Origin of the sequence: Xanthomonas arboricola pv. juglandis (genome assembly GCF_905367715.1) — a bacterium.
GTDB lineage: Bacteria > Pseudomonadota > Gammaproteobacteria > Xanthomonadales > Xanthomonadaceae > Xanthomonas > Xanthomonas arboricola.
Window position 1 is genome coordinate 2,594,340 of the sequence record NZ_HG999362.1, and the last position, 15,150, is coordinate 2,609,489.

General features: G+C 66.4%; 8 protein-coding genes. 5 read left to right on the plus strand and 3 right to left on the minus strand.

Translation table 11 applies throughout. The annotated features are described in order from the left end of the window. Positions 1-49: 49 nt before the first annotated feature. The 5 genes from zwf (at position 50) to KHN93_RS11330 (ending at position 5,950) form a co-directional block, all read left to right on the plus strand. The gene (gene zwf, locus KHN93_RS11310; protein WP_016902596.1) at positions 50-1,480 is read left to right on the plus strand and encodes a glucose-6-phosphate dehydrogenase; all 1,431 of its coding nucleotides are present in this window, start codon (positions 50-52) and stop codon (positions 1,478-1,480) included. After that, entirely contained in the window at positions 1,477-2,484 is a 1,008-nt protein-coding gene (gene glk / locus KHN93_RS11315) for a glucokinase (RefSeq protein ID WP_016902597.1), read from the plus strand. The genes zwf and glk overlap by 4 nt, the downstream gene beginning before the upstream one ends. Next, positions 2,481-3,200 (plus strand): 6-phosphogluconolactonase, encoded by a 720-nt coding sequence (gene pgl, locus KHN93_RS11320; protein ID WP_047125299.1) that lies wholly within the window; start codon positions 2,481-2,483, stop codon positions 3,198-3,200. Before glk ends, pgl begins: the two co-directional genes overlap by 4 nt. Positions 3,201-3,321: 121 nt before the next feature. Continuing rightward, positions 3,322-5,238, plus strand: coding sequence for a phosphogluconate dehydratase (edd, locus tag KHN93_RS11325; protein WP_016902599.1), 1,917 nt, complete (start codon positions 3,322-3,324; stop codon positions 5,236-5,238). 52 nt (positions 5,239-5,290) lie between these two features. Next, positions 5,291-5,950 carry a bifunctional 4-hydroxy-2-oxoglutarate aldolase/2-dehydro-3-deoxy-phosphogluconate aldolase gene (locus KHN93_RS11330; protein ID WP_016902600.1) on the plus strand — a complete coding sequence of 220 codons (660 nt, stop codon included), beginning with the start codon at positions 5,291-5,293 and terminating at the stop codon, positions 5,948-5,950. A 1,379-nt stretch (positions 5,951-7,329) separates the two neighbouring features. Here the strand turns inward: KHN93_RS11330 and KHN93_RS11335 are convergent. The 3 genes from KHN93_RS11335 to KHN93_RS11345 are packed head-to-tail and all read right to left on the minus strand — an operon-like array spanning position 7,330 to position 15,052. Next, positions 7,330-10,416, minus strand: a complete 3,087-nt coding sequence (locus KHN93_RS11335) for an efflux RND transporter permease subunit (RefSeq protein WP_211920123.1) — start codon at positions 10,414-10,416, stop codon at positions 7,330-7,332. Then, positions 10,413-13,922: an efflux RND transporter permease subunit gene (locus KHN93_RS11340; protein WP_211920125.1), complete on the minus strand. Its 3,510-nt coding sequence runs from the start codon at positions 13,920-13,922 to the stop codon at positions 10,413-10,415. The genes KHN93_RS11335 and KHN93_RS11340 overlap by 4 nt, the downstream gene beginning before the upstream one ends. Continuing rightward, positions 13,919-15,052, minus strand: coding sequence for an efflux RND transporter periplasmic adaptor subunit (locus tag KHN93_RS11345; RefSeq protein ID WP_046342821.1), 1,134 nt, complete (start codon positions 15,050-15,052; stop codon positions 13,919-13,921). Before KHN93_RS11345 ends, KHN93_RS11340 begins: the two co-directional genes overlap by 4 nt. Positions 15,053-15,150: the final 98 nt, after the last annotated feature.

A 15,150-nucleotide genomic window follows, 5' to 3' on the forward strand; every position in this document is an offset into this window, starting at 1 on the left:
TTCCGACCAGCTGCTGATCACGATGTCTCCAGAATCTGAAATTCGGTCCATGCACAACACCCTGATCCTGTTCGGCGCCACCGGCGATCTCGCCCAGCGCTATCTCTTCCCGTCCCTGCTGCGATTGTTCGTCGATGGCCTGCTGCCGGAGGACTTCCGTATCCGTGCGCTGGCATTGTCGCCGCACGACACCGAGGCATTCCGCGAGGTCCTGCGCCCGCGCCTGGCCGCCGCGCTGCCGATCGCCACGCCCGAGCAGATCGAAACGCTGCTGCAGCGGGTCGACTATCGCTCGGTGGATCTGCGCGATGCCGAGTCGGTGGCCAATGCCGTACGCGAGCTGGCCAGCCGCCAGTGCGTGAGCTACCTGGCGATTCCGCCGGGCCTGTACATCAGCACCTGCCAGGGCCTGGCCCTGGGCGGCGCGCTGGCTGCGCCGCACCGGCTGATGCTGGAAAAGCCGATCGGCCACGACTCGGACAGCGCCCGCGAGATCCTGCAGTCGATCGGCGCGCTGATCGACGAAGACCGCGTGTTCCGCCTGGACCATTACCTGGGCAAGGCGGCGGTGCAGAACCTGATCGCGCTGCGCTTCGGCAATACGCTGCTGGAAGCGGTGTGGAACCGCACCTATATCGAGTCGGTGCAGATCCTGGTGGCCGAAAGCGAAGGCGTGGACGGGCGCGATGCCTATTACGCACGCTCCGGCGCACTGCGCGACATGGTGCAGAGTCACATCCTGCAGTTGCTCTGCCTGGTGGCGATGGAGCCGCCGGCCTCGCTGGAAGCCGACCGCATCCGCGACGAGAAGGTCAAGGTGCTGCGCGCGCTGCGCCCGATGACCGCCGAACATGCCGCCCACGACAGCGTGCGCGGCCGCTATACCGCCGGCAGCATCAACGGCCAGCCGGCGCAGGCCTATCACCCGCCGGAAGGCAGCGACGTGGAAACCTTCGTCGCGGTGACCGCGCATATCGACAACTGGCGCTGGGCCGGGGTGCCGTTCCACCTGTGCACCGGCAAGCGCCTGGCCGAGCGTTCCACCCGCATCGTGGTCACGCTCAAGCCGGTGACGCATTGGCTGTTCGAGCGCCCGGACCGGCAGAACGCGGTGCCCAACCGCCTGACCTTCCAGCTGCAGCCGCAGGAAAACATCGAGCTTGGCCTGATGAGCAGCCTGGCCGGCCCGGAATGGGGCGCGATCGAACTGCAGCCGCTGGAACTGGAACTGTCGGTACCGACCGGCCTGCACCGCCGCATCGCCTACGAGCGCCTGTTCGTGGATGCCTTCAACGGCAACCCGGCACTGTTCGTGCGCGACGACGAGGTCAAGGCCGCCTGGTCGTGGATCGACAGCGTCAGCGATGCGTGGAAAGACGCGCAGCTGCCGCTGCAGCCCTACCCGGCCGGCAGCTGGGGCCCCGATGCCGCGGCGCCCTTCCTGCCCCCGGCCACCGACGCACAGGGACACACCGCATGACCGCTCCTTCCAAGCCGGTGCTGGTTGCCGATATCGGCGGAACCAATGCGCGCTTCGCGCTGGCCGATGTCGACGCCTCGGTGCCGCTGCTGGATGACACCTCGCGCGAATTTGCGGTGGTCGATTTCGGTTCGCTCGGCGAAGCCGCGCGCTATTACCTCGACCAGATCGGCGTGCAGGCCACCCAGGGCGTGTTCGCCGTGGCCGGCCGCGTGGACGGCGACGAGGCGCGCATCACCAACCATCCGTGGGTGATCTCGCGCTCGCGCACCGCCGCGATGCTGGGTTTCAGCACCCTGCACCTGATCAACGACTTCGCCGCGCAGGCCATGGCGATCAGCCTGCTGCGCCCGCAGGACGTGGTGCAGGTCGGCGGCGCCAGCTGGCGGCCGGCGCCGATCGATCAGCCGCGCAACTACGGCGTGATCGGCCCGGGCACCGGGCTGGGCGTGGGTGGGCTGATCATCCGCAACGGGCGCTGCTTTCCGCTGGAAACCGAAGGTGGCCACGTCAGCTTCCCGCCCGGCACGCCGGAGGAGATCCGCATCCTGGAGATCCTTTCCGAGCAGTTCGGCCGGGTTTCCAACGAGCGTCTGATCTGTGGCCCGGGCCTGGTCAACATCCATCGCGCGCTCAGCGAGATCGCCGGGGTCGACCCGGGCCCGCTGCAGCCCAAGGACATCACCGCGCGTGCGGCGGCGGGCGACCCGCGCTCGTCGCGCACCATCGATCTGTTCTGCGCCATCTTCGGCGCGATCGCCGGCGACATGGTGTTGATGCAGGGCGCCTGGGACGGCGTGTTCCTCACCGGCGGGCTGGTGCCCAAGGTGCTGGATTCGCTGCAGCATTCCGGCTTCCGCCAGCGCTTCGAACACAAGGGACGCTTCTCCGCGATCATGTCGCGGGTGCCGTCGCTGGCTGTCATGCATCCGCATGCCGGCCTGCTCGGTGCCGCCGCCTATGCGGTGGATGCGCAGCGTCAGCATCCAGGGGAGCAGCGATGAACCTGCAGGACAATCCGCGCATCACACTGGTGCGCTACGAAGACCCGGCCGAATGGACCGAGGCGGTGGCCAGCGAGATGGCCGACCTGCTGGAACAGGAGATTTCGCGCCGCGGCCAGGCGCGCATGCTGCTGTCAGGCGGCACCACCCCGGCGCCTGTGTACGAATCGCTCGCTCACCGTCCGCTGGACTGGTCGCGGGTGGAAGTGGGCCTGGTCGATGAGCGCTGGCTCTCGCCGCAGGATCAGGACAGCAACGCCTGGCTGGTCAATCACAGCTTTTTGACCCACGCACCGGCGGCGACCTTCATCCCGCTGGTGCGCCCGGGCAAGCAGTTGCCCGAGTGCGTGCACACCGCGAACCTGCAGGCCACGCACGCCGAACCGGCGTGTCTGGCGGTGCTGGGCATGGGCGGCGACGGACACACCGCCTCGCTGTTTCCGGGCTCGACCGACCTGAGCAAGGCACTGTCCAGCCCGCAGCCCTACGCGTCGCTGGATGCCACCGGCTGCCCCGGCTCGAATCAGTGGCCGCTGCGGATCACGCTAACACCGGCCGGACTGGCCGCCATCCCGACCCGCCTGCTGCTGTTGCGCGGCAAGCAGAAGCTGGACGTGCTGCAGGCTGCATTGGCCGGTGACGATGTCAGCGAGTATCCGATCCGCGTGGCGCTGCAGCCCCCGGGCCCGAAATTGCGGGTTCACTGGTGTGCTTAGGTGCGAGTCCCTCGCAACAACCGATGTTGTGCGAGTCCTTCGCAAGAGCCCGCACGTCTTCTGCGGGTATCAAAAAGAGCGTGCTTACTTTCTTCCCCCCGTTTCTCATAGCCGGTAGCCAATGAGCCTGCATCCGAACATCCAAGCTGTCACCGACCGTATCCGCAAGCGCAGCGCGCCCTCGCGCGCGGCGTATCTGGCCGGTCTCGATGCCGCCCTGCGCGAGGGTCCGTTCCGCAGCCGTTTGAGCTGCGGCAACCTGGCGCATGGTTTCGCCGCGTCCGAGCCGACCGACAAGTCGCGCCTGCGCGGTGCGGCCACGCCCAACCTGGGCATCATCACCGCCTACAACGACATGCTGTCGGCGCATCAGCCGTTCGAGCATTACCCCCAGCTGATCCGCGACACCGCGCGTACGCTCGGTGCCACCGCGCAGGTCGCCGGCGGCGTGCCGGCGATGTGCGACGGCGTGACCCAGGGCCGCGCCGGCATGGAGCTGTCGCTGTTCTCGCGCGACAACATCGCCCAGGCCGCGGCGATCGGCCTGAGCCACGACATGTTCGACAGCGTGGTCTACCTGGGCGTGTGCGACAAGATCGTGCCGGGCCTGTTGATCGGCGCGCTGGCGTTCGGGCATCTGCCGGCGCTGTTCATGCCGGCCGGCCCGATGACGCCGGGCATTCCGAACAAGCAGAAGGCCGAAGTGCGCGAGCGCTACGCCGCCGGCGAAGCCACCCGTGCCGAATTGCTGGAAGCCGAGTCGTCCTCGTATCACTCGGCCGGTACCTGCACCTTCTACGGCACCGCCAACTCCAACCAGGTGTTGCTCGAGGCGATGGGCGTGCAGCTGCCTGGCGCCTCGTTCGTCAACCCGGAGCTGCAGTTGCGCGATGCACTGACCCGTGAGGGCACCGCGCGTGCGCTGGCGATCTCCGCGCTGGGCCAGGACTTCCGTCCGTTCGGTCGCCTGATCGACGAGCGTGCCATCGTCAATGCCGTGGTCGCGCTGATGGCCACCGGTGGTTCGACCAATCACACCATCCACTGGATTGCGGTGGCGCGTGCGGCCGGCATCGTGCTGACCTGGGACGACATGGATCTGATCTCTCAGACCGTGCCGCTGCTGACCCGCATCTACCCCAACGGCGAAGCCGACGTGAACCGCTTCCAGGCCGCGGGCGGCACTGCCTTCGTGTTCCGCGAGCTGATGGACGCCGGGCTGATGCACGACGACCTGCCCACCGTGGTCGAAGGCGGCATGCGCGCCTACGCCAACGAGCCGCGCCTGCAGGACGGCAAGGTCGTCTACGTGCCCGGCACTGCGACCACTGCCGACGACAGCGTGGCGCGGCCGGTCAGCGCCGCATTCGAATCACAGGGCGGCCTGCGCCTGCTGCGCGGCAACCTGGGCCGTTCGCTGATCAAGTTGTCAGCAGTCAAGCCGCAGCACCGCACGATCGAAGCGCCGGCAGTGGTGATCGATACGCCGCAGGTGCTCAACAAGCTGCATGCCGCCGGCGTGCTGCCGCACGATTTTGTGGTGGTGCTGCGTTACCAGGGCCCGCGTGCCAACGGCATGCCGGAACTGCATTCGATGGCGCCGTTGCTGGGCCTGTTGCAGAACCAGGGCCGGCGCGTGGCATTGGTCACTGACGGCCGTCTGTCCGGTGCCTCGGGCAAGTTCCCGGCGGCGATCCATATGACGCCAGAGGCCGCACGCGGCGGTCCGATCGGGCGTGTGCGCGAAGGCGACATCGTGCGCCTGGACGGCGAAGCCGGCACGCTGGAAGTGCTGGTCTCGGCCGAAGAGTGGGCATCGCGCGAGGTCGCACCCAACACCTCGGTGGCGGGCAACGATCTGGGGCGCAATTTGTTCGCCATCAACCGCCAGGTGGTTGGCCCGGCCGACCAGGGCGCCATCTCGATTTCCTGCGGCCCGACCCGTCCGGACGGCGCGCTGTGGAGCTACGACGCCGAGTACGAACTCGGTGCCGATGCAGCGGCAGCCGCCGCACCGCACGAGTCCAAGGACGCCTGATTCCCCTTCCCTCTGCGCGACCGCCTCGCGGTCGCCGTCTAACGGAGTTGCAATGACGATTGCCCAGACCCAGAACACCGCCGAACAGCTGCTGCGCGACGCCGGCATCCTGCCGGTGGTCACCGTGGACACGCTGGACCAGGCGCGCCGCGTGGCCGATGCGCTGCTCGAAGGCGGCCTGCCCGCGATCGAACTGACCCTGCGCACACCGGTCGCGATCGAAGCGCTGGCCATGCTCAAGCGCGAGCTGCCCAACATCGTGATCGGTGCCGGCACCGTGCTGAGCGAGCTGCAACTGCGTCAGTCGGTGGATGCCGGGGCCGACTTCCTGGTCACCCCCGGCACGCCGGCGCCGCTGGCGCGCCTGCTTGCCGATGCGCCGATCCCCGCCGTGCCCGGCGCGGCCACGCCGACCGAGCTGCTGACCTTGATGGGCCTGGGCTTCCGCGTGTGCAAGCTGTTCCCGGCCACCGCCGTGGGTGGCTTGCAGATGCTCAAAGGCCTAGCCGGCCCGCTGTCCGAACTCAAGCTCTGCCCCACCGGTGGCATCAGCGAGGCCAACGCGGCCGAGTTCCTGTCGCAGCCGAACGTGCTGTGCATCGGCGGCTCGTGGATGGTGCCCAAGGACTGGCTGGCGCAGGGCCAGTGGGACAAGGTCAAGGAGAGCTCGGCCAAGGCGGCGGCGATCGTGCGGCAGGTACGCGCGGGCTGATTCTCTGGCCGCCGTATCCAGCAACTTGGAACCCAGGTTGCCGGGAAAGCTGGATAGCTGAGGAAAGCTGATCAGCTGGCGCTTTGGTTTTAAATGAGGAAAGCCCGGTTTGCCGGCGCCTTTTGCGCGCAGGAGCGCTCCGAGGGCGCCGGGGCAGGACACGCCGTGAACCCATCCATGGGGGCTCTTACACGCCCCATGTCGTGTAAGGTCTCTTGCCCCGGCGCCCGCGGACCACTCTCGAATGTTCCTGTGTTGGCGGAACGGAGAGCAACAATTGCCGCAGGGCATGCCCGACCTAGGTTTTGATCGTTGCCTCGGCTATCGGGGCAGAGGCCTCTTCGCATCCTTCTTGAAGGCGGCGGATTGAGAGCGGTGGAAACCGTGCACTTCTGAGCAGTTGGCATCTGGACGGTGTGTCTGAGAGCTACGAAGTCGAAGGTCCAGAAGACGTGCGGCGAACTTGGCAGATGATTGGCTCGCGCCAAATCGAGCACTGAATTGGCTGTCGTTTTTCGTCGCTCAACGTCGTGGAAACGACTCGCCGAAGCGGCAGCGTGGCCCGGGATTGGCGGAGAGCGGCACAGGGATGTGCCGCGGCGGCGAGTCAGACAGGATGTCTGACCGAGCCGAGGAGCCAGTCCGCGGGCGCGCTGTCGCCCTCACCGAAGCCAGCGAAACACAGCCGCGTGCTTGGCAGTGGCCCGGAAGAGAAACCGTGCCCTCACCCCCCCCTCGCTCCGCGCCCCGGCCCACGCTTGCGGCGCGGGCGCTCCAAGGCACGCGCGCCCTTGACGCGCAAGCCGTGCCTCCTCGCCCCGACGGGTAGAGGGGCTTCAGGCGCGCCGTGTCGTTCAAAACTCGGGCGCTACGTGGCGATGGCGTCTTCGGCGCACCACACCGTGACACGTCAACAGATCCCGGCTCTGCTGCTGTCATTAAGAATCGCGCAGATCACTGGAAAACAAAATGACGAATCGGCTTGCCTTGAATAGGCCATGGCAACGACTCGCCGAAGCGGCAGCGTGGCCGGGGATTGGCGGAGAGCGGCACAGGGATGTGCCGCGGCGGCGAGTCAGACAGGATGTCTGACCGAGCCGAGGAGCCAGTCCGCGGACGCGCTGTCGCCCTCACCGAAGCCGGCGAAACACAGCCGCGTGCTTGGCAGTGCCCCGGAAGAGAAGCCGTACCCTCACCCCAACCCCTCGCTCCGCGCCCCAGCCCACGCTTGCGGCGCGGGCGCTCCAAGGCACGCGCGCCCTTGGCGCGCACGCCGTGCCTCCTCGCCCCACCGGGAGAGGGCCTTTGCGCCTTGTCACTCAGGGCCTCAGTGCGCTGGTGAATGACTTACGCCGGGAAACCTTCAGCAGGGTGGCGGCTCACGATTCCAGCGCATCGCTTGCCGGCGGCGTCTTCGGCACGCCGCGCGCACGTCGTACCAGCGCGGCTGCGCCGTTGCTCATGTCATCGAGAATTGCGTAGATCGTCGGCAGGAACAGCAGACTCACCACCGTCGAGAACGCCAGCCCGCCGGCGATCGCGCGGGCCATCGGGAAGTACGGCGGGCCATCGCTGAACATCGTGGTGCTGGTCAACGAGATCGGCACCATCGCCAGGATGGCGGTGCCCATCGTCATCATGATCGGCCGCAAGCGCTCGCGTGAGCCTTCGATCAGTGCCTGCGTGCGGCCCATGCCGCGGCGGCGCAGGTTGTTGATGTGCTCGATCATCACGATGCCGTTGTTCACCACCACGCCCATCAACACCAGGATGCCGATGAAGGACATAATCCCGAACGAGGTGCCGGTGATCCAGAACAGCCAGAACACCCCGAAGATGGAAAACACCACGCCGCTCATGATCGCCGCAGGAAACAGCAGCGATTCGAATACCGCTGCCATCACTACATAGATCATCACCAGCGCGATCACCAGGTTGAACACCATCTGGCCCATCGCTTCGCCGTCGTTCTGGTAATCGCCACCGTCGAAGGTGTAGCTGTAACCGGCGGGGAAACTCATCGCCTTGAGCGGCTTTTCCATTGCCGCGCGTGCTTCCGGCACGGTGACCTTGCTGGCCAGATTGGCCTTGATGGTCAGCGTGGTCTGGCGATTGGTGCGGCCGATCTGGGTGGCGGCCGGGCGAATCTGCACATCGACCAGACTGAGCAACGGCACGCTGCGGCCATCCTTGGTACGCACCGTGAAGCTGGCCAGGTCTTCCGGCTTGCTCTGTTCGGCGCCGGCAAAGCGCACCCACACCGGCACCTCGTTGTCGCCGCGGCGGAACTCGCGCAACGGCGTGCCACGCAACGCCAGACCGACGAAACTTGCCACCTGCTCGGCACTGAACCCGAAGGCCGCCGCACGCTCGCGATCGACCCGGATCGCCAACTCGCTGGTGCGGTCGCCGGTGTCCACATGCACGTCGCGCAATTCCTTGCGCTGCGCCAGCAGCGGGATCACATCGTCGGCCAGGGCCTGCAAGGCCTGGGTCGAATCGCCGACCAACTGCACCTGCACGCCTTGATTACCGCTGCCGCCATCGCCCTGATTGCCGATGCTGTAGTCCGCACGCGCCGAGCGCGGCAAGGCCTTGCGGATCTGTTCCAGCAACGCCGGCAGCTCCTTGACCTTGCCTGCGTCGAAAGTCACGGTGGTGCTGCCGCCTTCCGCTTCGCTGAACCACGAATAGATCTGGGTGATGTGGTACTTGTCGCGATTGGCTTGCAGGTAACGCTCGACCCGCCCCACCTCCTCCCCCATCTGCTCATGCGTGTACGAGCCTTTCCACTGATACTGGATGAAAGCCTCGTTGCCGCCATCGCCGCCGAACATGTCGACCTTGGTCAACTTCATTGGCACCAGGCTGATCGCACTGACCAACACGATGCCGGCCACGCTCCAGCCGCGATGGGCCAGCGTCCATGCCAGCACCTTGGCATAACTGCGCTGCAGCCGCGCGATCACGCCGCGCTCGGAGCTCACCATCGGCGGTGTCTTCATGCGCGCTGACAACATCGGAATCAGGCTGATCGCCACCAGCCACGAGGCCAGCAGCGACACCGAAATGGTGATCGCGATCTGCGCCATGAAGATGCTGATGTTGTTGGTCTCGCCAAACAGGTTCGGCACGAACACGATGCAATGGCACAAGGTGCCGGCGCTGAGCGCGATTGCCACGCTGCGCGTGCCGAGCAGGGCCGCCAGCTGCGGTTGACCGGGCATGCGCTCGCGTTCCTGGTAGATGCTTTCCACCACCACCACCGCGTTGTCGACCAGCATGCCGACCGCCAGCAGCAAGCCCATCATGGTCAGGATGTTGAGCGTGACGCCGACGAAGTACATGAAGCCCAGCGTGATCGCAAAGCAGATCGGAATCGCCAGCGTCACCATCAGCGTCGATGGCCAGTGGCGCAGGAAGAAGAACAGCACCGTGATCGACAACAGCAGGCCCACCGCGCCGGCTTCGGCCAGTTCCGCCAGCGACGAGGTCACCGCCTTGCCCTGGTTGTCGATCACCTTGATCTGCACATCGCGCATCGCAGGTTCGGCGCGGATGTCCTCGACCTCCTTCAACGCCGCCTTGGACACATCCACCAGGTTGGCGCTGCGCTCCTTGTAGATGTCCAGCCCGATCGCCGGGCGCCCATCCAGGCGGCGGCCGTAATTCATCCGCGTCGGCTTCAACCGCACCTGCGCGATGTCGGCGAGCCGCAGCCCCTTGGCATTGAGCACCAGGTCGCGCAGTTCCTGCAGGTCGCGCAATTCGCCGATCGGCTGTACCCGAATGCGCTGGCCGTTGTCGTCGATCTGGCCTGCCGATACCGAAAAATTGAGCTTGCCCAGGCGCTCGCTCAAGTCATTGAGGCTGAGGTCGTGCGCGGTGAGCCGGTCCGGCGCGATGGCAATCTCCACTTCGTTTGGCGGTGCGCCGGAGATCTCCACCTTGGCCACGCCGGGAATCCGTTCGATGCGCCGCTTGAACTCGCGGTCGAGCATGTCGTACGCGCCGGTCAGATCGGTCTGGCTGGCCAGGCGCACCTTCAGCACCGGTTCGTCGCTGCTGGACCATTTGTAGATATGCAAGCGCTGCAGATCTTCCGGAAAATCGTCGCGGATGGCATCCAGCCGCTCGCGCGCATCCGATGCGGCGATGGCGATGTCGCGGTCCCAGTCGGAGAACTCGATGAAGATGTTGGCGCCATCGGCGGTGGCGGTCGAGCGCATGCGCTTGATGCCGGTCATCGTCGCCAGCGCCTCTTCGGCCGGCCGCACCAGGTTGCGTTCCACCTCGTCCGGGGTGGAGCCGGTGTACGGCAGTTGCACGAACAGGAACGGTGCGGAAATGTCCGGCAGCGCCTCCAGCGGCAGCCGGAACGCGGCAATCAGCCCCACCACCACCAGCGAGACGAAGCACATGATGGTGGTGACCGGCCGACGGATGCTGAAGGCGGCAACGCTCATAGCGCCTCCAGCCCGTCGGAGTTACCGGTCGCCTGCGCACGTTGGCCGGCCGTGCGCCGGCCACGCTCCAGGTAGTACGCGTCGGCGCGACGGTCCAGCAGGTCGTACACCACCGGGATCACCAGCAGGGTCAGCAGCGTGGACACCAGCAACCCACCGATCACGGTGATCGCCATCGGCGCGCGCACCTCGGCGCCCTCGCCCATCGCCACCGCCAATGGCAGGAAGCCGAACAAGGTGCACAGCGTGGTCATCACGATCGGCCGCAAGCGCGAACGCGCGCCTTCGATCAAGGCCTCGCGCTTGGGCACACCTTCCTCGCGCAGCTGGTTGACCTTGTCGATCAGGATGATCGCGTTCTTGGTCACCAGCCCCACCAGCAGGATCAAGCCGATGAACACCACCACCGACACCGGCTTGCCGGTCATCAGCAAGGCCAGCACCGCGCCGACCATCGCCAGCGGAATGGTGAACAGGATGACGAACGGATGCAGCAGCGATTCGAACTGCGAGGCCATCACTAGATAGACCAGAAAGATCGCCAGACCGAAGGCGAACAACAGCGACTTCACCGATTGCGCGAGTTCCTCGCCTTGCCCGCCGATATGCATGCCCACGCCGGCGGCCAGCGGATCGTCGCGCACCATCGATTCGACCTCGCGCACCGCGCCGCCCAGATCCATGTCATGCAGGCTGGCCGAGACGATCGCCACGCGGGTCTGATCGGCGCGATGGATCTCGCTAGGCCCGGTCGTCGCCACCACCTCGGCCACCGCCGCCAGACGCACCGGCCGGCTGCTGCCCGGGTTGACGATCAGCTGACGGATCGCATCCACACTGGCGCGGTCGCTGTGTTGCGCACGCACCAGCACATCGATCTTGCGATCGCGAAAGCTGTAGCGCGTGGCCACATCGCCGCGCACCTTCTTGACGATGACATCGGCGATCTGGCGGGTGGTCAGGCCCAACGCAGCGGCGCGTTCCTGATCGAAACGGATCTGGATTTCCGGGAAGCCCTCTTCCACCGTCGACTTGACGTCGGCGTAATGGCCATTGGCCCGCAGCATCGCCGCCAGTTTCTGCCCGGCACGTTCCAGCTCGCCCAGATCCTGCCCGCGCAGCTCCACTTCCAGCGGCGTGGAAAAACTGAACAATGCCGGCCGTGCAAAATCCACCTGCGCTCCCGGATGGTCCACCATGCTGCTGCGTAGCCGCCTGGTGGCCGCCGCTTCCACTTCCGGGCTGCCGCCGCCGGCCATCACCACGGTGAGCTTGCCGATGTTCTCGCCGCTCTCGGTGGGGTTGGCGTCCAGCCGCGTACCGCTGCCGCTCACCCCATACAACGAGGCGATGCCCGGGTCCTTGTCGTGCGCCAGCTGCAACTCGCGCACCAGGGCGTCGGTCTGCGCCAGCGGCGTGCCGGAAGGCAGCTTCACCGTCATTTCGAAGCGGTCCTGCGCCAGCTGCGGAATCAAATCCGCACCCAGCATCGGCACCAGCAACACGGTGCCGATGAACGCAGCGGCCGCCAGTCCCAGCACCAGGCCGGGCCGCCGCAATGCCGCCGGCAGCATCGCCAGGTAACCACGCTCGGCGCGGCCATACGGCGCCATCGCCAGGTCGCTGGCCTTGCGCATCACCGGCGACACCACTCGTGCGATGCCGCGCCACAGCCTGACCACCGCCCACGCCACCGCGAAGAACGCATAGCGCACGCTCGCGCCGGCCCCGCGCCGACCGGCAGCCACCGGCTTGAGCCAGCGCTGCTGCGGCTGCCACTGCGGGTGGCTGGGCTCGTCCGGGAACGCCATCGGCGGCGCGCCCTTGAGCGAACTCAGCATCGGAATCAGCGTCATCGACACCACCAGCGAGATCGCGATCGCGATCGCCACGGTCAGCGCCTGGTCGCGGAACAGCTGCCCGGCGATGCCCTCGACGAACACCAGCGGCAGAAACACCGCGATCGTGGTCAATGTGGACGCCATCACCGCCATGCTGACTTCACGGGTGCCGGCGATTGCCGCATCCAGCACGCTCAGGCCACGTTCGCGCGCCTTGGCGATGCTTTCCAGCACCACGATCGAATCATCCACCACCAGCCCGGTAGCCAGTGCCAGCCCGCCCAGCGACATCACGTTGAGGCTCAGGCCCAACTGGCCCATGAAGAAGAAGGTGGTGATGATCGACACCGGCAACGACAGGCTGATCACGAAGGTGCTCCAGCCATCGCGCAGGAACAGGAAGATGATCAGGATCGCCAGCACGCCGCCAATCACCGCATCCTTCTTGACGTCGCTGATCGCGTGCTCGATGAAGTGCGACTGGTCCTCGATGGTGGTGATCTCCACATCGCCGGGCACGGTCGCCTTCAACTGCTCCAGCCGCTTGCGCAGCGCCGCGGCGGTGGACACGGTATTGGCGTCGCCTTCCTTGTAGATCGCCAGCTCCACCGCTTCCTTGCCGCCCAGGCGGATGATCGCCTCACGCTCCTTGTAGCCCTGGCGGACCTCGGCCACATCCTTCAATCGCACCGGCATGCCGCCGGCGATGCTGCTGCTGGACGCCGACGAGGTGCTCTGCACTTCGGCCGCCGCCGCCAATGCCGCCTGCGACCCGGTGGACGCGGCAATCGCATACATCTGCTGCATCGCCGCTTCCGCGGCGCTGCCGCTGCTGCTCTGCGTGGTCACCAGCATGTTGCGGATCTCGTCCAGATCCACGAACTGGTTGACCGTGCGCACCAGATACCGCTGCGAGCCTTCCTCCAGCCGGCCACCGGAGATATTGACGTTCTCCTCCTTGAGCCGGGTGATCACGTTGTCGATCGGCAGGTTGAGCTGCGCCAGTTTTTGCTGATCGATATCGACCTGGATCTCGTCTTCCAGCCCGCCGCCGACCTTGACCGCGGCCACGCCGGCCACCGGTTCGAGCTTCTTCTTCAGGTCTTCGTCGGCGTAGCGACGCAAACCGGTGAGCTGGCGGATCGCATCGTTGTCGGAGGCCGGCGCCTGTTTGGGCGACAGCGCCAGCCGCATGATCGGCTCGGTGGATGGATTAAAACGCAGCAGCACCGGCGGCTTGGTTTCCAGCGGCAGCGACAGGGCCTCCATCTTGTCGCGCACCTCCAGGCTGGCCTGGTCCATGTTGGTGCCCCAGGCGAACTCCAGCACCACATCGCTCTGCCCGGTGCGCGAGATCGACTTGAGCTTGCGCAGGTTCTTGACCACGCCGACGGCTTCTTCCACCGGCTCGGTCACCAGCGTTTCGATTTCCGCCGGCGCCGCGCCGGTGTATTCGGTGCGCACGGTCAGCGTGGGATAGCTCAGGTCCGGCAACAGGTTGACCTTGAGACTGCGCAGCGCGATCAGCCCGAACAGCAGCATGGTCACGGTGATCATCGCGATGGTCACCCGCCGCCGCGTGGCGAAGGCCACCAGACCGCCGCCGCCAGGCAAGGGGGCATGCGGGTCGTGCACGGGTGCGTGCGGGTTGCCGTGATCGCTCATGAGCGTTTCCCGTCGCTGCCGGTTGCCGGTGCCGCAGCCGCAACCGGCTTGCGGTCAGGCTGGCCGATGACCTGCACCGCAGTGCCATCGCGCAGCGCCACCTTGCCGGCGGTCACCACCTGGTCACCTTCCTTCAGCCCTTGCCGCACTTCCAGCCACGGACCTTCGGCATAGCCGAGTTTCACCGGCACCCGGCTGGCCTTGCCGTTACGCACCACGAACACCGCCGGCTCGCCATCGTCCAGCAGCGCCAGGCGCGGAATCACCAACGCGTCCTTGCGCTGGTCGTAGTCGATACGGATGCGCCCGAACATGCCCGGCTGCAGCGCTTCGGCGCCCTGGCCGAATGCACAGATCACCCGGAAGGTGCCGCTGCCCGAATCCACCACCGGCGCAATGCGGTCGACCTTGCCGATGAACTGCTGACCAGGCAAGGCATCGGCCAGCAAGGTCACCGGCTGGCCGGATTTGAGCGTGGCCAGTTCGCGCTCGGGCACGTTGAGCGTGGCTTCCAGCTGCGAATCGTCGACGATGCGGAAGATCGGCGTATTGATCTGCACGAAGTTGCCGGTCTTGATCGAGCGCGAGGCGATCACCCCGGAAATCGGCGCCTGCACCGTGGTGTAGGACAGCTCCAGCGATGCCAGGCGATGCTGCGCGCGGCTGTTTTCGACATCGAACTTGAGCTGGTCGACATCGGCGGCACTGACCAGCTGTTGCCCCACCAACTGGGTGGCACGGCGGTAACTGTTCTCCAGTTTGCGCAGCTGCGCTTCGCTTTGCGCCACGGCCAGATGCGCACGGTCAGGATCCAGGCGAACCAGGGCCTGACCCGCGGACACCTTCTGGCCCTCTTCCACCATCACCGCCAATGCAACGCCGGAAGTCTTGGCCACCACCTGCGCTTCGGCACGCGGCTCCAGGGCGGCGGTGCCGGTATAGCTGGCCGCCACCGCACGGCGTGCGGCCTTGGCAATTTCCACCGGTACCGCATCGACGGTTTTCTTCTCCTCGGCGGCCTTGGCCTCGCCATCTCCCGCCTTGCAGCCGCCCAGCAACAGGCTCGTGGTGATCAACAATGCAGCGGCGCAGGTTCCGCTGCGGCCCGGCAAGAAGGAGAGTGGCGACATCGTCGTGTCCTAGTGGATGCGTGAACAGGTGTTGTAGGCAAGTAGACCACCCGAACGATCATGTCGCCAATGCGCCAAAGGTCATGGTCTGTTCAAGT